Annotated in this window: 17 protein-coding genes and 1 pseudogene; 7 read left to right on the forward strand and 11 right to left on the reverse strand. The window is 51.7% G+C overall.

Annotation, left to right across the window (positions count from 1 at the left end; translation table 11 throughout):
• The 3 genes from BM202_RS24295 to BM202_RS24305 all read left to right on the forward strand — a co-directional run.
• Positions 1–210 (forward strand): integrase core domain-containing protein (locus tag BM202_RS24295; protein ID WP_218160598.1); only part of this gene is annotated, 210 nt, incomplete at its 5' end.
• 5 nt (positions 211–215) lie between these two features.
• Positions 216–1,235 carry a chemotaxis protein CheB gene (locus BM202_RS24300; protein ID WP_394333804.1) on the forward strand — a complete coding sequence of 340 codons (1,020 nt, stop codon included), beginning with the start codon at positions 216–218 and terminating at the stop codon, positions 1,233–1,235.
• A gap of 74 nt (positions 1,236–1,309) precedes the next feature.
• Entirely contained in the window at positions 1,310–5,323 is a 4,014-nt protein-coding gene (locus BM202_RS24305; protein WP_245776763.1) for a CheR family methyltransferase, read from the forward strand.
• Positions 5,324–5,363: 40 nt separating this feature from the next.
• Here the strand turns inward: BM202_RS24305 and BM202_RS24310 are convergent, their stop codons facing one another.
• Complete coding sequence (locus tag BM202_RS24310; RefSeq protein WP_093831037.1) at positions 5,364–6,092, reverse strand: hypothetical protein; 729 nt, start codon at positions 6,090–6,092, stop codon at positions 5,364–5,366.
• Positions 6,093–6,348: 256 nt separating this feature from the next.
• Here BM202_RS24310 and BM202_RS24315 point away from each other — a divergent pair, with 256 nt between their 5' ends.
• From BM202_RS24315 to BM202_RS24325, 3 genes are read left to right on the forward strand one after another with little or no spacing between them, the layout of a single operon-like run.
• On the forward strand, positions 6,349–6,651 hold the full coding sequence (locus tag BM202_RS24315) for a transposase (protein WP_093831039.1): 303 nt from the start codon (positions 6,349–6,351) through the stop codon (positions 6,649–6,651).
• A 32-nt stretch (positions 6,652–6,683) separates the two neighbouring features.
• On the forward strand, positions 6,684–7,049 hold the full coding sequence (locus BM202_RS24320) for an IS3 family transposase (RefSeq protein WP_093831041.1): 366 nt from the start codon (positions 6,684–6,686) through the stop codon (positions 7,047–7,049).
• A gap of 37 nt (positions 7,050–7,086) precedes the next feature.
• The gene (locus BM202_RS24325; protein ID WP_245776764.1) at positions 7,087–7,530 is read left to right on the forward strand and encodes an IS3 family transposase; all 444 of its coding nucleotides are present in this window, start codon (positions 7,087–7,089) and stop codon (positions 7,528–7,530) included.
• A gap of 126 nt (positions 7,531–7,656) precedes the next feature.
• Here BM202_RS24325 and BM202_RS24330 read toward each other — a convergent pair whose 3' ends face one another.
• The 7 genes and pseudogenes from BM202_RS24330 to BM202_RS24370 form a co-directional block, all read right to left on the reverse strand.
• The gene (locus BM202_RS24330; RefSeq protein WP_093831045.1) at positions 7,657–7,989 is read right to left on the reverse strand and encodes a hypothetical protein; all 333 of its coding nucleotides are present in this window, start codon (positions 7,987–7,989) and stop codon (positions 7,657–7,659) included.
• A gap of 599 nt (positions 7,990–8,588) precedes the next feature.
• Positions 8,589–8,939, reverse strand: coding sequence for a hypothetical protein (locus tag BM202_RS24340; RefSeq protein WP_093831049.1), 351 nt, complete (start codon positions 8,937–8,939; stop codon positions 8,589–8,591).
• A 111-nt stretch (positions 8,940–9,050) separates the two neighbouring features.
• Positions 9,051–9,512 (reverse strand): response regulator, encoded by a 462-nt coding sequence (locus BM202_RS24345; RefSeq protein ID WP_245776765.1) that lies wholly within the window; start codon positions 9,510–9,512, stop codon positions 9,051–9,053.
• Between the two features lie 76 nt (positions 9,513–9,588).
• A pseudogene (locus BM202_RS24350) lies at positions 9,589–10,736 on the reverse strand (fatty acid desaturase family protein).
• Between the two features lie 966 nt (positions 10,737–11,702).
• The gene (locus BM202_RS24360; protein WP_093831055.1) at positions 11,703–12,809 is read right to left on the reverse strand and encodes a response regulator; all 1,107 of its coding nucleotides are present in this window, start codon (positions 12,807–12,809) and stop codon (positions 11,703–11,705) included.
• Entirely contained in the window at positions 12,754–15,234 is a 2,481-nt protein-coding gene (locus BM202_RS24365) for a PAS domain-containing sensor histidine kinase (protein WP_093831057.1), read from the reverse strand. The genes BM202_RS24360 and BM202_RS24365 overlap by 56 nt, the downstream gene beginning before the upstream one ends.
• 126 nt (positions 15,235–15,360) lie before the next feature.
• On the reverse strand, positions 15,361–15,786 hold the full coding sequence (locus BM202_RS24370; RefSeq protein WP_093831059.1) for a response regulator: 426 nt from the start codon (positions 15,784–15,786) through the stop codon (positions 15,361–15,363).
• 532 nt (positions 15,787–16,318) lie between these two features.
• Between BM202_RS24370 and BM202_RS24375 the strand changes: the two genes are divergently transcribed.
• On the forward strand, positions 16,319–16,564 hold the full coding sequence (locus BM202_RS24375; protein WP_093831061.1) for a hypothetical protein: 246 nt from the start codon (positions 16,319–16,321) through the stop codon (positions 16,562–16,564).
• 520 nt (positions 16,565–17,084) lie between these two features.
• Here BM202_RS24375 and BM202_RS38310 read toward each other — a convergent pair.
• From BM202_RS38310 to BM202_RS24385, 3 genes are all read right to left on the reverse strand, one after another.
• Entirely contained in the window at positions 17,085–17,339 is a 255-nt protein-coding gene (locus tag BM202_RS38310; protein WP_317039717.1) for a transposase, read from the reverse strand.
• The gene (locus tag BM202_RS38315; RefSeq protein WP_245776766.1) at positions 17,260–17,688 is read right to left on the reverse strand and encodes a transposase; all 429 of its coding nucleotides are present in this window, start codon (positions 17,686–17,688) and stop codon (positions 17,260–17,262) included. Before BM202_RS38315 ends, BM202_RS38310 begins: the two co-directional genes overlap by 80 nt.
• A gap of 133 nt (positions 17,689–17,821) precedes the next feature.
• The gene (locus tag BM202_RS24385; RefSeq protein ID WP_245776767.1) at positions 17,822–18,472 is read right to left on the reverse strand and encodes a transposase; all 651 of its coding nucleotides are present in this window, start codon (positions 18,470–18,472) and stop codon (positions 17,822–17,824) included.
• Positions 18,473–18,607 lie beyond the last annotated feature (135 nt).

Here is an 18,607-nt window from a genome sequence, read left to right on the forward strand (position 1 = left end):
TGGGACAATGCAGTAGCTGAGAGCTTTTTCAAAACATTCAAAAGCGAATTAGTGAACCATACTGACTTTCCAACGCGGGCCGCTGCCCGGTTAGCCACCTTCGAGTATATTGAGGGCTGGTATAATCGTCGGCGGAGACATTCAAGCTTGAATTACCAAACTCCCGCTCAACAGGAATCTTATTTTTACACCTCTCAGATGGCTGCCTGAAAAATATCTCCAGTATACTATTGCAAGTCCAGTTGCCGACTGATCTGGACGCCGCTATTTTTATCGTCTGGCACATGGCACCTACAGTTCGGGGGATCATGCCCCAGGTCCTGAGTAAGCTAACGTCGATCCCGGTTACCCACGCCGCTGAGAACGAGCCCATTCAGATGAACCACATCTATGTCGCGCCACCCGATCATCATTTACTGCTGGAAGCTGACCACATGCGCGTTACGCATGGACCCAAAGAAAATCACTTTCGCCCCGCCATCGACCCCCTGTTTCGCTCGGCCGCTTATGCCTATAGCAACCGGGTCATCGGTGTGATTTTATCCGGTGCCCTCGACGACGGTACGGCTGGTCTATGGGCCATCAAGGCGTATGGCGGCATGGCCCTGGTACAGGACCCCAAGGAAGCCCTGGTTTCCGCCATGCCCGAAAGTGCCATCCGCCAGGTGGCCATTGATGCGATTGCCCCTATTGCTCAATTAGCCCCCTTGTTGATCCAACTGGTGGGGCAAGAGGTGGCTCCGAAACCATCCATTGCTATGCATGAGGACGAAAAAACGAAAACCGAGATTGCTATCGCGGCCGAAGACACGGCACTAGGCCTGACCATGGCTCAGTTCGGTCAGTTCAGCGCCTATGCCTGTCCAGACTGTCACGGCGTGCTGGTAAAGATTACGGAGGGTCCGCTCATCCGCTATCGGTGCCATACGGGTCACGCCTATTCGGCCGACGCCCTGCTGGCCAGCGTGACCGGGAAAATTGAAGAAAGTCTATACAGCGCCCTACGAGGTATGGATGAGCGGGTGATGCTGCTCAACCAGCTAGGCGACCAGTTTGCCGCAGCCAACCAGCCCCGGCAGGCGGCCCTTTATTTTCGGCTTGCCCAAGCGGATCAACAGGGAAGCGAGCTGCTGCGCCAGGCCGTGCGAGTTCACCCCGCACTAAAGCCGGAAAGCCTGGACGATCAGCGTCCCGATTCCGACGGTATTGAGCCGGTTCACGCCGCTCTCCAATAACCTTCCTTACCTAGACCAGCTTACCCTTGAGCCAGAATAAATCAACCCCAGAAATACCGAATGAACCTACGCCAGTGGAGACGATCGTTGTGGGCATCGGGGCCTCCGCGGGGGGCGTGGAAGCGCTAACCCAGTTTTTTGAGCAGGTGAGTCCCGATTCGGGCCTGGCCTACGTGGTAATCCTGCACCTGTCACCTAGCTACGACTCTCAGTTGACCCAAATCCTCCAGGGCGTGGCCAGCATTCCCGTCCATAAGGTAAACGAGCGGGTGCGGGTCGTCGCCAACCAGGTCTACGTCATTCCGCCCGATAAGCACCTGCAAATGGATGGTGGGCACCTGGCCGCGCTCCCCAATGTGGGTTTCGAAGACCGGCGGGCACCGGTTGATATTTTCTTTCGCACCCTAGCTGAGTCGCATCAGGAGCAGGCCATCGGGGTGATCCTGTCGGGTACAGGAGCCGACGGCTCCATGGGCCTCAAGCGCATCAAGGAGCGGGGCGGAGCGGTCTTTGTGCAAAATCCCCGCCAGGCCGCTTTCAACGAGATGCCCCGTCATGCCATCGCCACCGATCTGGTGGATGATATTCTGCCCGTGGAAGAGATTCCGGCCCGGCTGCTGGCTTACCGACTAAACCGGGAAACCCTAGTTATCAGCGGGGAACCCCAGCCGGGTTTTGACGAGCCCCAGCATGCCCTGCGCGAGGTATTCACCCAACTGCGGGTGCGCACTGGCCACGACTTTACCAATTACAAGCGCCCTACCATGCTCCGGCGAATCGAACGTCGCCTGAGCGTGCGCAACCTGCCCGACCTGCCCGCTTACGTGAGCTTTCTCAGGGAGCATCCCGAAGAGACGCAGGCGCTGCTGAAAGATCTGTTGATCTCGGTCACCAACTTTTTCCGCGACAGCCCCGTCTTCACTACCCTGGAGCTGCAGCTCATGCCCCTGTTAACCCAAAATAAAACCCGGGAGGACACCCTGCGCATCTGGGTGGCGGGTTGTTCCACGGGCGAAGAGGCCTACTCCCTGGCGATGCTCTGCGCCGAGCGGACCCTGGATATCGTCGATGCGCCTACCGTGCAGATCTTCGCCACGGACCTCGATGAGACGGCCCTGGCCACCGCCCGCGAAGGGCTCTATACCCTCAATGATGCCGCCGACGTATCGCCCGAGCGGCTGCGTCGCTTTTTTAATAGAGAAGGGGAGGACTACCGCATCCGGCCCGAGATTCGGGAGATGATCCTGTTTGCTCACCACAATGTACTCAAAGACCCGCCCTTTTCCCGGCTGAATCTGGTGAGCTGCCGGAATCTGCTCATTTACTTTAACCAGACGGCCCAGCAGCGGGCCCTGGAGACATTTCACTTTGCGCTTAATCCGGGAGGGTATTTGCTGTTGGGCCTGGCCGAAACCACCGACGGGAAACGTGATCAGTATGTTCCCCTCAACCGGGAACATCACCTGTTTCAGAGTCGATCCGTGGCTACACGTGCTTATCCCGTGCCCGAGATCAGTGCCGGACTAGCCCCCAAAAAACGGGTGCCAGAAGCCACGCTGGTCAGTGAAAGCCCGGCCAGCGGGCGACTAAGTTACGGCGAGCTGCACCACCAGGTTCTGGAGCAGTATGCGCCCCCATCGATCCTGGTCAATGCCGACTTCGACATCCTCCACCTGTCCGAGCGGGCGGGGCGGTACCTGCAGATGGGGGGGGGGGAGCCGGCCAAAAATCTCCTCCAGCTCATCCAGCCCGACCTGCGGCTGGAACTGCGGTCAGCCTTTTACCGGGCGGTGCAGCAGCGGACTCCCGTGGTGGTGCCCCAACTTAAAGTGCGCCTGAACGGCCAGGTGCAGACCCTGACCCTCCACGTCCGTCCGGTACTGGGGAATAGGGATCCGGCTCGTGGGTTTCTGCTGGTGCTCTTTGAGCCGACCGCCGACGTATCGGGCGAGTCAGACCGGGATCGGCCCCCGGCCGAGCCCATGGCCCATCAATTGGAGGACGAATTGATTCGGGTCAAGGAACAGCTCCGGTTAGCCAACGAGCACCATGAGCTGCAGGCCGAGGAGTTGAAAGCCGCCAACGAAGAGTTGCAGGCCATCAACGAGGAGTTGCGCTCGTCGGCCGAGGAGTTAGAGACCAGCAAGGAGGAACTCCAGTCGATCAACGAAGAACTCACCACGATCAACCAGGAACTAAAAATCAAAGTAGAGGAGATTTCGCTGGCCAGCAACAACCTGCAGAACCTGATTAATGCCACTGCTATTGCCACCCTGTTTCTGGACCGGAGTCTGCGGGTCAACCTGTTCACGCCCGCTACGCGGACTATTTTTAATTTGATTGCCACCGATACGGGTCGACCCCTGAGCGACATTACCAGTCAACTGGACTATCCCCAGCTGCCCGCCGATGCCGAAGCGGTGCTGGCCACCCTCCAACCCATCGGGCGGGAAGTGGTCAGCACGGACGGCCGCGTGTTTATGGGGCGGATATTGCCCTACCGTACGGCTGACGACCGTATTAACGGCCTGGTGCTGACCTTTGTCGATATCACCCAGCGCAAGAAAGCGGAAGAAGCCCATTCGTTTCTGGCCTCGATTGTCGAATCTTCGCAGGACTCGGTACTGACGGTTAATTTTAACGGGATCATCACGAGTTGGAACCAGGCGTCGGAAGCGCTCTACGGCTACCCGGCGGGGGAGGTCATTGGCCAACCCCTAAGCCTGTTGACCTTGCCCCAGGACCTGGTCCAGATCTTGCGTAATACGGAGAAAATCAAACAGGACCAGCGGGTTGAAACCTATGAAACCATCCGGGTCAATAAAGCCGGGCAAGCGCTGGATCTGGAAGTGGTGCTCTCGCCGGTGAAGAATGCCAGCGGGCAGGTCATGGGCGTCTCCACAGTGGCTCGGGACATCACCCGGCGCAAGGCCGCCGAAGACGTCCTGCGGGAGTCGGATCGACGGAAAGACGAGTTTTTGGCCATGCTGGCCCACGAGTTGCGCAATCCATTGGCCCCCGTTCGCCATACCCTGCAAACGATGGGGCTAAGCGCTGGGCAGACCGAGACGATGAGCGTAGCCATCGCCTTGATGAATCGCCAGGTTAATCAGTTAGTTCGACTGGTGGATGACTTACTGGATGTTAGTCGGATCAACCAGGGAAAAATTACGCTACGTGTGGGGCGCCTGGACCTGAAGGCCCTGTTGGCTGATGCCCTTAGTGACGTACGTACCCTCTACCAGGCGCGTCGGATCGAGTTATCCGTTTCGCTACCCAGCGTGCCGATGTACCTGCCCGGCGATACCACCCGGCTAACGCAGGTGTTGACCAATCTACTGACCAATGGAGCCCGGTATACGCCCGAGGGGGGGCAGGTCTGGGTCAGCCTGGACCTGGTGATTGAGAAGCCAAACCATCAATCAGCCCGCTTACGGGTGCGCGATACGGGTATCGGCCTGGCAGCTGACCAGTTGGAACGTATTTTCGAGTTGTTTGCCCAGGTGGATAATTCACTGGCCCGCACGCAGGGTGGACTGGGATTGGGTCTGACGCTGGTCAAACGGCTGGTTGAGTTGCACGGCGGGCGGGTGGAAGCCCAGAGTGGGGGGCTGGGGCTAGGAAGTGAGTTTGTAGTGTACCTGCCCCTTTCACCCGGCCTAGACTCGTTCACGGATACCATCCCGACTCCGATCGCTTCACCGGCGAAAGGACGTCGGATTTTAGTGGTGGATGATAATCAGGATGCGGCTGATTCATTTGGTTTGCTGCTGGAGCTGACCGGCTATGCCGTTGAGGTACGCTACAGTGGTCAGCAGGCCCTGGAGGCTGGGGAGCAACTACAGCCGGATGTTGTCCTGCTCGACATTGGCATGCCCGGGTTGGATGGCCATGAAACGGCCCGTCTGATACGTCAACAGGCCTGGGGTCACCACTTGATTCTGATCGCCCTGACGGGTTACGGGCAGGCCGACGACAAACAGCGGAGTCAGGAGGCTGGTTTCGACGGTCACCTGGTCAAACCAGTCGAGCTGGAAGCGGTGTCTCAGTTGCTGGATTCGTTCGTATCGCCCGGAAACACGGCCTGATCCTGTGTTCTCGGGCGGTACGAACGACACGCTGTTCGACTTATACATTAGCGCCCTCTTCGAAGGGAGCATTGGCCAATAGTTGGTTGAGTAAGTGCTTGGCAACGTTCACATTCCGATGCAGCATATCCAGGTATTTCGCTCGATCGTTGGCTTTGAGCGGCTTTTGTAACAAGCTGGCTGCTGAGGTAAGAATGCCGAAGGTACTGCGCAGATCATGCGCTGACTGCCGCAGGTAGTCCACGCGCGGTATAGCCAATTGAGGGCGAGTCTCCGGCGCAAGTGGAAGCGATTCGCGCGGCTCGTTTGCTCTGGTTTGCCGACATTGATCAACATAGCAGCTACTGTCGCTACTGATCTGCTGCGAGAGTTGGAGCAGGTGACGATATACCTGGGTAATTACCCGGGGGGGCGTTTGGGGATAGCATTCAATAAATTGCTGGATCTGTTCATCCAAGACGTCATAGAGGGTGTCTACTATCCTAAACCCTTGTGCTACGGAGTAGACGCCTTGCCAGCAGCAAAGTTGACGGCTCGTGTCATCCAGATCAGTTGCCCGGGACTCATCCGGAATACGCTGGATAAGGCGATGGAGTAGTACCAGGAACGTCTCCGTACACGCCTGGCAAGAACGGCAGGGGAAGGGGTGCAGCGCTTCATCCAGCGAGCAATTTGTCCGCCACCGGTCTACGATTGTCTCCTGCTGGGTTACTAAGTAGTCGGCCAATTGGCCAAGTTGTGCTTTGTCGTCATCAGTTAATGAACCCATAGGTTGATCGGATTAGTCAGTGAGTCGTGTTGGCCGTAAGGGTGTTTACTTACCTATGGCAAGGGGTTTAGTGGGGGAAGGGGTTGTACGAACTGATCCCTATAACCACTACTCAACTGCTATAGACCTCAATTATGTAACTAGCCTGACGTATAGTTTCTCTATAGTGGCCAGTAAGTAAATGGCCAGTCTGGACTTGCTACATTTGACTGGAGACGGTTTTTAGGCACATTTGGAGGCAAACCCGAAAGTACCCATGAAAAAAAGACGTGTATTTGACGAGACATTTAAGAAAATGGCCGTCGAGTTATCCCATGCAAAAGGCTCCGTGCAGGAGGCTGCCCGCGAGCTCGGCATCGACTCTAGTCGAATTACCAAATGGAGGCAGACTCACAAAGGTCTTGGCCAACTCGCCACTACTACCAGCGGGCTGAGTCAGGAGCAGCAACTGATCAGACGACTGCAAAAGGAATTGAAAGACGCTGAGCTTGAACGGGATATCCTAAAAAAGGCGGTCAGCATCTTTTCCAGGGGCGACAGGAAATCTTCCGATTTATAGCGGAACACGCCAGCCAGTTTCCTGTTGAGAAGATGTGTAACGTACTGAAGGTGAGTAGCAGTGGCTACTACTATTGGCGTAAACACCCGATCGGTGTCAGGCAGATGAAACACAATCAGTTACTAACACATGTCCGGCAAATACACACACAAAGTCAGGGCCGGTATGGTAGTCCTCGGATCGCCGACGAGTTGCGGGATCGGGGGGTGAAGACTTCGCATAACCGGGTGGCTCGGCTCATGCATAGAGAAGCTATTCGCAGTATTATGTACAAGAAGTACCGGGTTCAGACCACCGAATCAGCGCATGATTATCCAGTGGCCAAGAACCTGTTAAACAGAGAGTTCACCGCAGAAAAGCCTGGCCAGAATCGGAGCGCCGAAGCGATGGGTATCTGACATCACGTACGTTCCCACTGATGAAGGCTGGCTATACTTGACCACCGTGCTGGATCTGGCGGACCGAAAAGTGATTGGCTGGGCATTGAGTGATAGTCTCAAAGCGGTTGATACGAGTGTGGCCGCGTGGCGTATGGCCCTCAAAAACAGGGCCATACAAGTACAATTGCTTTTTCATTCGGATCGGGGCGTACAATATGCCTGCACTGAATTCCAGACTCAGTTGAAGGGCCTACCCGTGATGCAAAGTATGAGTCGAAAAGGCAACTGTTGGGACAATGCGGTAGCGGAGAGTTTTTTCAAAACGTTTAAAAGTGAATTGGTCAACCATGTCGAATTCAAGACGCGGGCTGAAGCTCGATTGGCCACCTTTGAGTACATCGAGGTCTGGTATAATCGCCGACGGCGACATTCAAGCCTGCATTACCAGACCCCGGCGCAACAAGAGTCCTATTTTTACACCGCTCCAATGGCTGCCTAAAAAAATCTCCAGTGTACTGTTGCAAGTCCAGTCTACCCCGGCTATTGCCTGCTTCCTACCAATGGGTATTGACGGGGTTGTCAAAGCAGCATTAGGTACTTACAAAACCAACCCGGCTATCAATCGTCAACTAGTTTGGTTTTGATACGCCAACAGTTGGTCTTTCGTCTCAAATAAACTAGTCTGGAGGGGAATAAGCTGCACGTTTACATTGACTCTAGGCGAGCCGGCGTGGTCGCCAATAGGCTTTAAGCCATAAATTGCATTCGTGAACGACAAGGCGTGCTTTTCTTCAGGCTGCCGGATAACCAACGTATTGGCCAGGCTCCCATCTAAAATAATTTGCATAATAACACCTTGAAAAAACGGAAATTCATGGGCGGCTCCGAACGGCTGATCGACCCAGATCGTATCACCAACCTTAAACGGAATGTCAACTGGTTTGAGCGTAAGTTTCATTGGGTTGTATTAATCTGATAAGCAATATATAGGAACGGGATAATCATTGGTCACCTATAGACTATCGTGATACGTCTCACGAAACGCCTTATTCCGCTCCAGGAGCGATTGCAGTTTTAGTGAAGTTTGATCGTTTCTGACTTGTAATGCTATTATTTTGACCTGTATCAAATGACACGCCGTCGCGAAGCGCTCACGAACTTGCGTGTTATGCGTAATGTCTACTTGAATCATCTAATTTGTTAGTTATAGGGTAGCTTTGCTTACCTACCCGTTAAAATTTCCCCTACCTTAGAAGGTTATCATAAACGTAATTTCACCTGAGTAGCCATCAATTGCCCGTTCGTGAATGAGTATACCTATCTCATGATCCTAAAGTCGATCACCCGCCTGAGGTAAGCTGCCAGATTCAGTATAATATGGGCGAATTGACACTAGTCAACGGCTTAACCGGTCGACCCACTCGTTCTTAACGGCTTCGTCTTTGTACCCGTTTTTGGCGACAGACTGATGGTCGTTCTGTATTTGAAGCTTGTCAGGTAAACTACAATAAATTTTCCACCCATTAACCACCCAATCGTCATGAGTGATCGGGTCAATTAACATGACAATAGCGGATCACCCAGGCCATAATCAGGTGGCCTCTGCAGTTGACACCAAATTTGATAGGACTCAAAGCCTGCCCGTTTATATTGACCTAGCAAGCGTTTGAACTGCGTTTGAGTTAACCTCCTCTCCGTTAATGAGTCCGTCTCATTGACCGACATTTCTGGGAATGCTGTCTGTTGTTGTTCCCAAAATTTCCAGTCCTGCCTTGACAAATGCTGTTTCAGGTACGTGTCTTTGGACTCCTTACTAACCATTTTTGAGTCGGGGAATAGCTCGTGGAAGCGTTCGATGACACGAATAATGCGGCTTAAAGCGGCTAATTCATCGGTAGATTGGCTCATCGGTTGGCGTGGTTAAGTGTGCCTTTAGCGAAAAGCTAGGGCTTCAAAAAAGAGTGCGTACAAATTAATTCGGTTATATCCATCTTGTAGGTGGATGGTCGGGAAGCTAGATTAGTTCAGGTGAGTGCTATCCCCTTGGGACGAGCGAAATGATAAAGAAACCCAATCCCACCAATAGCGTCGAAATGTGTAAAATCCCACTAGCCATTGGTGATAGGTACTGGGCTTACTAATGTAAGAGGCAATACTATACTGGTAGGTTTCGACAATGTCCTTGTACGCTTCTGAATGACTCAGGACAATAACCGGCACTTGTCGATAAAAAGGGTGACTTTTAATCGAGGCCAACAAGGCCAGACCCTCTTCCCGATGGGGTAAGTACAATTCCATCAGGATCAGGCGGGGTATGTTGTTTTTTTCCAGTGAACAATTTTCCAGATAGGTTAAGCTCTGGGCCGCGTTATTAATCCAGACAGGTTCCAGTTCAGGAATACATTGAGACAGTGCCGAGCGGATAATGAGCCACTGATCGGCGTTATCCTCAATCAGTAGGATCGGAACCCGTTTTTTCATTCGGCCTTTTTGGCTAGTCACCTTACCCATAATGTAAATACGTGTTTATTGATGAAGTGATCGTAAACCTGGATCGTCAGTCTTGGTTACCAGTGACGGATAGTGAGTCAATAACGCCCAGTGTCGGCGGAGCCCCTAGTTGCTTCAAAAGTTTGTAATGGGAAACCAGCGCAGAACGAAAGGTTACGTTTTCTAAATACGGCAGGCCATATTCACTGGCCGTCTGTTTAACGATCGGTGCAATAGCCGGATAGTGAATGTGACATATTTTAGGAAACAAATGACGTTCAATCTGGCGGTTCAGGCCCCCGCAAAAAAAGTAGCCAAGCGGCTATGAGGGGCGAAATTAGCGGTTGTTTGTAGTTGGTGAATGGCCCAGGCTTCATCAAGGGTACCTCTTGAGGTCGGTACCGGAAATGAGGTTCCCTCTACGATGTGCGCCAGTTGAAAGACTAGTCCCAGCGCTAACCCCTCCGTTAGATGCATAGCCATAAAGCCGACCAGAACTTGCCACCAACGAAGGTCAAGTACAATGATCGGTAACACCAGGAAAAACACATAATAAGCCGCTTTGGAAAAAAACAAGTTAATATACTCTATACGGGGATGATGCGTGTTATCGAGCGAGCCAATCTTCGCCTGAAAAAACTTAACATAATCTTTACGAAATACCCAGGACAGGGAAGCCAGCCCGTAGAGGAAAAAGGCATAGATATGCTGAAAGCGTTGCCACGGCCGGTGCGATTCAGCCTGGTCCAGTCGAACCAGGCCCGGTGCTAATTCAATATCTTCGTCATGGCCGGCAATATTGGTATAGGTGTGATGAACGACATTATTGGTTAGTTTCCACAGGTACGGGTTAGCACCTAGTAGATAAAAACTTTTACTGAGCAACCGGTTGACCCAACCTTGGGCGGAGAACGCGCCATGAATCGCATCATGAGATACGTTGAAGCCTACGCCGGCGGCACAAGACCCCAGAAGCAGGGCAAAACTTAGCATCACCAGTCCACCAAATTGGTTAGATAAGATCAAGCCATACAGAAGAACATAGGTGACTAGAAAAAAAATGGCTTTTTGCCACATAGCCCGGTTGGCGTGGGGCAAGAGATTCCGTTGGGCAAAGTACGAATCGACCCGACTTCGAGCGGTGGCAAAGAAACGTGACTGCTGATCAGGGCTAAATTTAAGGGTTGTTTTCGGTTGAGTAGCAATATGAATCATAGAGACAAAATTGCCCGGTTAAACTGCTGTAACCAATGAGCTAAACCTGGCAAAGAAAGATAATGAGTAGTCGGCTTCCTGACGAATGTCATCTGAGGAGTTGATTATGGATAGACCAATCCGAGTTAGGCTGTGTAGGCGCTGGTTAATTGTTAGTAGCCTAACGGCCCAGAGCTCCCGGAAACGGCTCGAGCCCACGATGCGGAGTTAGGCAACGGATGGACTTGCACCATTTAACGGGATAGTAAGTTAGGGATACTCTAATGTAGTGTCCCGCGCTGGCGGCCTTACATGAAAACAAGGAGGCAGTACCCGTTTCAATCAGTGACTTTGTCTCCTATTAGATTTAAAGCGCAAAACTAAGTTGGATCAACCATCTAACTGGGTTCTATATTAGGAAAGTCCGTAGTCTACGTCTCGCGAATAAGGAGCTACTGATCGTCAGTTCCCTCCACAGGAAAGATGGGCATTCGCTTAATTGACTTTCGATGTGTGGCAGCCTTTCGTCTATTTATAAAACCTTTTAAGTTAGTAAGCATATGAACTAGGCGGTCACACCTTCGCCTTAATCCTAGTCAGTAAGCCCGCTGTTGGTAGCCCTACTGTGTAAGCCAATCCGATTAGCCAGGTTAAGACATGTTTTTTAGCCGGCCAACGTGAGTCAGGTTGCTGCCACGCTATTATCATTGTGTTTATCAGTATGTCTTCGGATCGGGTGGTCGATAGATTAGCTAGTACAATCAGGCTCCATAGCTTTGGCGCGTACTGATCATAAAATAGCGTGAAGCTGGGAAGATCCTTACTCGTTGGTTTGGGCGGATATGCATTCATGGCTACGTCAAGAAGATACCGCAAAGGTCGTGGAACCGGCTTGCAGCAATTAGGATAGCGGCTACACCTGGCGAAGATACAAAACAGGGTCGAGGATGATGCCCATCAGGTTGAGACCTGTCCAATAGCAGGCGCTCATCGCTTTAAGTGGGTTAGCTTATCCCTATCGAGCAGGGTAATCAGGCTGCCGTTGATCTCAATCATTCCTTCCGCTCGTAAATCACCCAGAATCCGAATGACCGTTTCGGTGGAGGCTCCCACCAGGTCCGACCAGTTCTCGCGCGACAAGCTCATGGGTAGAGACTGATTATAGGACCGATCACCAGACAGGCGGTCTGCTATGAGTTGAGTGTTGGGCTGAGGATAAAATGTTCGCTCTACCAGCAGCAGGGCTTCAGCTACCCGTTTACGAACTGACTGGTAAGCTTCTTTTAAGAGCTTATCTTGTAAGTTGGCGACTTCGCTAGCCAGCATCCGGCTAAACTGATTCGCTACCACTGGCAGATGATCCAGTAAGGCTTTAAGGTCGACAGCCGGAATGGTACAGACCAATGCATCCTCCAACAGTTCGACCGTATCGGTGTAGGGAGCCTGGGTTAGTAAGGCCTGGTAACCCACAAAGTCTCCTGTGCCAATTAACCCCGTGATGAATTGGTTGCCGACCGCATCAGTTTTAACGACCTTGCCTTTCCCCTGGCTCATAAAATACAAAGCTGTCGGCCAGCCTCCGACTGTATACAGGCGGTGTTTTCGGTTATACTGCGTAGTTGGGTAATGCTCGCACAGGGACTGGCGAGCGTTGTTCTCCTCTAAAATGGCCTGTTGCAGGCTCGTCAGTCGGTCGGAGTTGGCGCCTAGATCGGTCGGTATGACGGGGCCTTTTTTGAGCCGGAGTTCTACAGCACCCAGTAAGGTTACATCATCGAAAGGCTTGTTTAGGTAGTCGTCTGCCCCCAAATTCATACCCACTCGAAAATCAGCCGCTTCGGCCATGGCAGTCAGAAAAATAAATGGAACCGTGGCTAGGTCGGGGTCTTTGCGCAGGATATGGAGCACACCGTAGCCATCCAGGTCAGGCATGCGGATGTCGCACAGAATCAGATCCGGATGGGTTTGGCGAGCTCGTACAATACCTTCTTTGCCGTTGGCCGCCTGTACCACCTGGTAAGGGGCCAACTGGAGAATTTCAGCGATGTTGGCCCGCATCGTCGGCGTATCTTCGATGACCAGAATGGTTTTCATGGGATAGAGGAAGTTGAACGGTGAAAACGGTTCCCGCATCAAGCTGGCTGAAGGTAACCTGTCCGCCCAGCAAATCGACGCAGCGTTTGACAGCATAAAGACCCAGCCCTATTCCGTCAACATGATTGACGTTGTGGGCCCGAAAAAAATTAATAAACAGCTTGTCTTTGTCTGCGTCAGGAATGCCGATGCCTTCGTCCTTAACTACTAACTGAAGTTGATCGTCTATAACGTTCGTCGTGAACTCAATTTGTTGGTAATCTGACGAGTATTTACTGGCGTTGCTCAGCAGATTGATTAGAATATGCTTAAGTAGTTGTCCGTCAAGCGACATAGCTGGCTCGCCCGATAGATGGGAATAGATAATGCGCTGATTAGGCTTGATTAGGGCCTGCATGTGGTTGATGACTTCCTGGCAAAACGTAACGATATTCATTGGATGCGGGTGGGCGCGCTGGCTGGCCTGTTCCATCTGACTCAGCGAGAGAAAATCTGTTAACAACCTAGTTAAGGTATTCACCGCCAGTTTAATATGCTGCACATGCCGTTCCCGTTTTTCCCCATCATTCGGCCCGTTATAGCGTCCGATCAGGGACGCCGAGGAGAGGATCAGGCCCATGGGGGTACGGAATTCGTGGGAGGCCAGGGTGACAAAGTTGGATTTGAGCTCATTAAGCTGCCGCTCCCGGATGAGTAACTGCTCGGTTTGCTGGCGGGCTCTAACACGTTCAGTGACGTCGGTACACACCACCAGAATGCGATCAAGGAGCCCCTTGGTGTTGAGTAGAGGTTCAAACACAAAATCAAAATAGAGTATATTTTGCTGGCTGTTGCTCAGCAGTTGCGTGGGCATTTCCCGTCCTTCGTAAGCTTGTCCCGTCCGGAGCACACCCTCTAGTAAGGTTTCGAAGCCCTGACCAGCTAATTCGGGTATCGCGTCGAGCAACGGGTTTCCAACGAGCTGATCCACGGTTCGCCTTGTGATGGCGCAGAAGAGTAGATTGGTTAGTTCAAAACGAAAAGCCGGTCCTTCGCCGATGATGGCTATGGCAACAGGAGCCTGTTCAAACAGGGTTTGGAGCCGGGTCGTGTTTTCAGCCATGAGCTGCCGCTCTTCCCGGGCTTTGGTTACCTCCGTGGCCACGACCATAATACGATCAATGGTTCCATCCGAGTTCTGGAGCGGCTCATAAACAAAATCGAAATAAACGGTCTTCAATTGTCCATTGCGGTAAAGCCGTGCGGGCTGATCGGATCCCGTAACCGCCACGCCGGTCTGGCGCACGGTATCCAGCATGGCCTCGAAGCCCTGTTCTTTTGATTCAGGGGAGGCTACAAACAGGGGCTTTCCCAGCAGCTCGTCCGGGGTATGATTCCAGAGTTGGCATAGCACCGGGTTAGCCCGTTCGATAATATAGTCAGGGCCGTACCAAATACCCACGCCCAGGGGCGTTTGCCGGAACATGGCGTCTAACACCCGCTCATTGGTCTCGGCCTGCTGGCGCGCCCGCACCGCCGTAGTGATGTCGGTGAGAATAATGACTACCCCCGTAATAGTTTCCTCACCGGTCACTTGATCGATTGTCCGGCGGGGCTGATAAACCTTGTCTAGATAGATCGTTTCCCACTGGCCATTTCGAAGCAGCACTTCGGGTAGTTCCCGATTCACCCAGGGCACCCCAGTCTTTAGCACCTGCATGACCACCTCCTGGATGCCTTGTTCGCCCAGTTCGGGCATCGCTTCGAGCAACGGCTGACCAATTAGACAATTGGGGAGTCGGCCTACCAGGTCGCAATAGAATGGGTTGGCCATTTCCAGGATAAAATCGGGGGCCGGTCCCATGATGGCCACCCCAACAGAGGCTTGCTCAAATAAAGTAGCCAGGTTCCGTTCGTGTTCCCGCCCGGCCCAAATCAGCTCCCCTTTTTGCTGCTCGGTCAATTGGGTATCAGTTGTTTCGGTAACCAGGCAAAAAACGCCCCCGATGTCGCCTAATTCGTTGTAAATCGGGCTGTGGGAAAAACTAAAGTAGGCTGCCTGGGGAACGCCGTCCCGATTGATCATCAGCCGTTGATTGTCTGACCCGTTGGCCAGCCCCTCCGTACGTACGGCATTCAGTCTGGGTCCCAGGGTAGCCCATAATTCTGGCCATACCGCCTGGGCTTTACTCCCCAGCGCCTGAGGATGTTTTTCGCCCAGGATAAGTCGGTAGGCGTCATTATAGAGCATAACCAGGTCCGCTCCCCAACAGATCAGGATGGGAGAAGGTGCGTTCAGGCATATAGCCAAGGTTGACCGTAAACTCTGGGGCCATTGCTCTGGCAGGCCAAGACTGGTAGTGGACCAGTCTTGAGTGCGAATGCGTTCACCCATCTCTCCGCCCCCAACCAGGAAGGCGGGCGTAGTGGTTTTTTTTGCTGCCATAGTCCTTCATTAATTAATCTGACAGGCTGTATTATGGGACTACCCGGTTTTTAATTCGTCACTCGGTGATCCTACGTAAACATACATAAATCCCCCATACGATTGGCCTGGATAATCATCGGCTGATTAATCGATTCTATTAGCTATATAATAGCTACGAATGGTCTGGGCAATCTGATCCAACCCCGAATAGGAGACTGGTTTTTCCAGATACTGGCTGGCACCGGTTTGGTACGCGATCGCTATTTGTGCTGGTTGGGCGTCAGTGGAGAGAATGACCGCAGGAATGTGACGAAGCAAGGGATTGGCTTTCAAAGCCCTTAGGGTCTCCAAGCCGTTTAGTTTGGGCATGTTCATATCCAGTAGAATCACCTGGATCGGTTGAGCTTTAGGGGTCTGGCTCCAGTTACCCAACAGGGCCAATAGTTCAGGTCCGTCCATAGCTTCGACAATAGTTACGGATGAATAGACGTGCTGGAGGGATAGGCGCATGAAATACCGGTCATCCGCATCGTCGTCGGCCATATAAATTACGGTGTTCGCCTCGTTCATCAGGAAAGTTCGTTTTGCGGAATAAATACGGTAGTCAAAGTTGGCAAGATGCGAAGGGTTTACCTATGATGATGGATAGGTACGGACATGATGGTTTACGGCCTGGACCAACGACCAACGGTGATGTTGATGATGGGTCCGATTTGGATAAGGGGAATGTTGCTAGCAGATGACAGTCAGAAGTAACTAGTGCTGCGCTCTGTACTTTTTAAGTAAACGCGTATGCCTTTAGGTTTGTGCCATAATATTATTCCAAGATTGGCTTTCGGGTTGTAACTACCTTCGATCACTCACAAATGTGAGCTACCTTACTGCTTCGACGGTCCGCCGCAGCGGCAGGCCCCACAGAGTTGCCTTAACGCGTATGCCAGGTAAGACCGCCCGGCGGCCCGGCTATCCGTAGATCTAAGCCTTTGTGGGGTTTCTTGAACATCAGATTCAGATAGAAATGAGGGTTGCCAGACCCATTAGAAAGGTAATGAAGTCTGTTCAAGAAAGTGGTTGTATCTGTCAACGTTAACCTTGTTTTATCATGACCCAGACACATCAGTACCGCTATTACATTGGCGTTGACGTATCTAAGAGTGAATTAGATTTTGCGGTGGTCGAGGCCAATCAAGTGCTTTTTCATGTCGAAGTTAGTAATGACAAAAAGGGAATTCAAGCCTTCTTTCGACAACTTAAGGCTTTGAATCAGGGTGATAGTAAGCACAGCCTTTTCTGTCTCGAGCACACTGGTATTGTGCGACACGTAGTTGCACGTTTTGAGTATGGATGATGATCCATTCGGTTAGTGCTCAAACCGATCTCCAATTCGTAGGGGCGTCACTGGTAACGGTGGGGTCTGTTGCAAGCGGATAAAGCCCAAGATGCGCGTTAATCCTTGACACAAATCGGGCCAGGAGAAGACCGAAAGGGTGAATGAGAATGAACCTCTGATGAGGTGGCGTCAGTGCTGGTTACCGAAATAAGGATTGATACGGTAATGATGGGACAAAGAGGAACATTCGGCGATGCCTCCTTTATGGCGAGCACCCTAGTCCCCGCCATAAAGGAGGCACCCGACCGCTGGTACTGTCGTGAAAAACAACTTTTAGGATAAAATTTTATTAATATATTTGTCTATAAGTAGGACAACTTGGTCTCGACCCGTTGATCCTGTCGGGGCCGCCCGTGCGGTAGTCCCGCTGGCCGGGACTACTTTTTTGTCTTTTTGTGGTAAGGTGTTCGTCTCACGGGAGACGTTGCAGGCTGATGACAGATAGTTGGGATCATAATCCGTCTGATTGCGCCAAAGACTATAAGCCAGCAATAATAACTTCTTCTGTACGGCCACATACGCTTTCATCGCTCCGGCGACCCGGCTTGATCCCCGTTCGTTGATAAACCCGCTCGAACAGAGCCTGACAGGCAGGTTCACCATAGCGAACCGCGTTAAAAGCGGGAAGATGCAAGACTCGCCGAATCCGATGATTACCCTTTTTGGAGATGTGGGTTTTGCCTGACCGAGTACCGGAGCGCACGGGCGCCCCCGTGGTTCTCGACCACATCATACCCAGCGTAACTTACTAAGTTTCGCTGATTAGGGAACCCCTCAAATCCATTGGTCTCCGCAATCATCACTGAAACCGATAAAAGGCCTAAGCCTTTGACTTGAATCAGCCGCTGAACCCGGGCATTTAAAATGGGATCCTGGTGAATCAATTGACGCATGGCTATCTCCAAAGCCGCTAACTGTTGATGATAAACGTCAACCAATTTAGTTAACTGCTTGGTAATTAACAGGTCTGATATAGCGCTGTGCTGTAGAGCGTGCTGCTGATTAGTACACTGAGTCTTAAGCTCTTGTAAGCGCTGGCGTTGACGAGTCAGCAACCGAAGCTGATAAATATTCTTTGACAAAGGTTGCCAGAGCGATAATTGCTGTTCCAAACCCATTCGCGATAAGCCTTGCGCAACAATCTTATCGTTCTTGGATCGCTGGTACTGTCGTGAAATACAAATTTTAGGATAGCATTTTTTTAATATCTTTGGTCTATCCAAGGGAGAGGTCAGCTTCGGCTACTTCATCCTGTGTAGTCCTGCTAGTCGGGACTATTTTTTTAGCCTTTAGAGTCAGTTGATTGCTATATAAGGGATCATAAATAGCTTCGCTTTTCCAAATCGAGTAAACCAAGACCAGCAGTTTTTTCTGTACGGCTACATAAGCTTTCATCTTAATTCCGCTACGTTTATAGACTCGCTCATATAGAGCCTGGCAAGCAGGTTCGCCATACCGAACGGCATTAAAAGCGGGTAGATGAAGCATACGTCTAATATGGCTGTTGCCTTTCTTAGAAATACGGGTTTTACCCACTCGCTTGCCAGATTGGTTCTCAACCACATCATAGCCGGCATAACTAACTAATTGGCGTTGATTTGAGAATCCTTCAAATCCATTCGTTTCGGCAATCAGCGTCGCTACGGAGAGCAAGCCTAATCCTTTGATCTCAATTAATCGTTCGACTTGGCTCTTCAATAGAAGATCTTTCTGAATCAGTTCATTGATCGCTTTCAGCAACGCTTGCATCTGCTGTTCATAAACGACAACAATTTTATCTAACTGTTTAGTAATCAGCAAGTCCTGAATGGGGCTATGCTCCAATGCGTGCTTCTGATTTAAACACTGTGTTTTCAGTTCTTGCAATCGCTGATGCTGGCGTGTTAACAGGCGCAGACTTTAGATGTTTTTCGAAAGCGGTTGCCAAAGGGGAAGAAGTTGTTCCAAACCCATACGAGCCAGCCCCACGGCATCAATCGTATCATTCTTAGACCGCTCCGG

The sequence above is a fragment of the Spirosoma endophyticum genome, assembly GCF_900112365.1.
Lineage (GTDB): Bacteria > Bacteroidota > Bacteroidia > Cytophagales > Spirosomataceae > Spirosoma > Spirosoma endophyticum.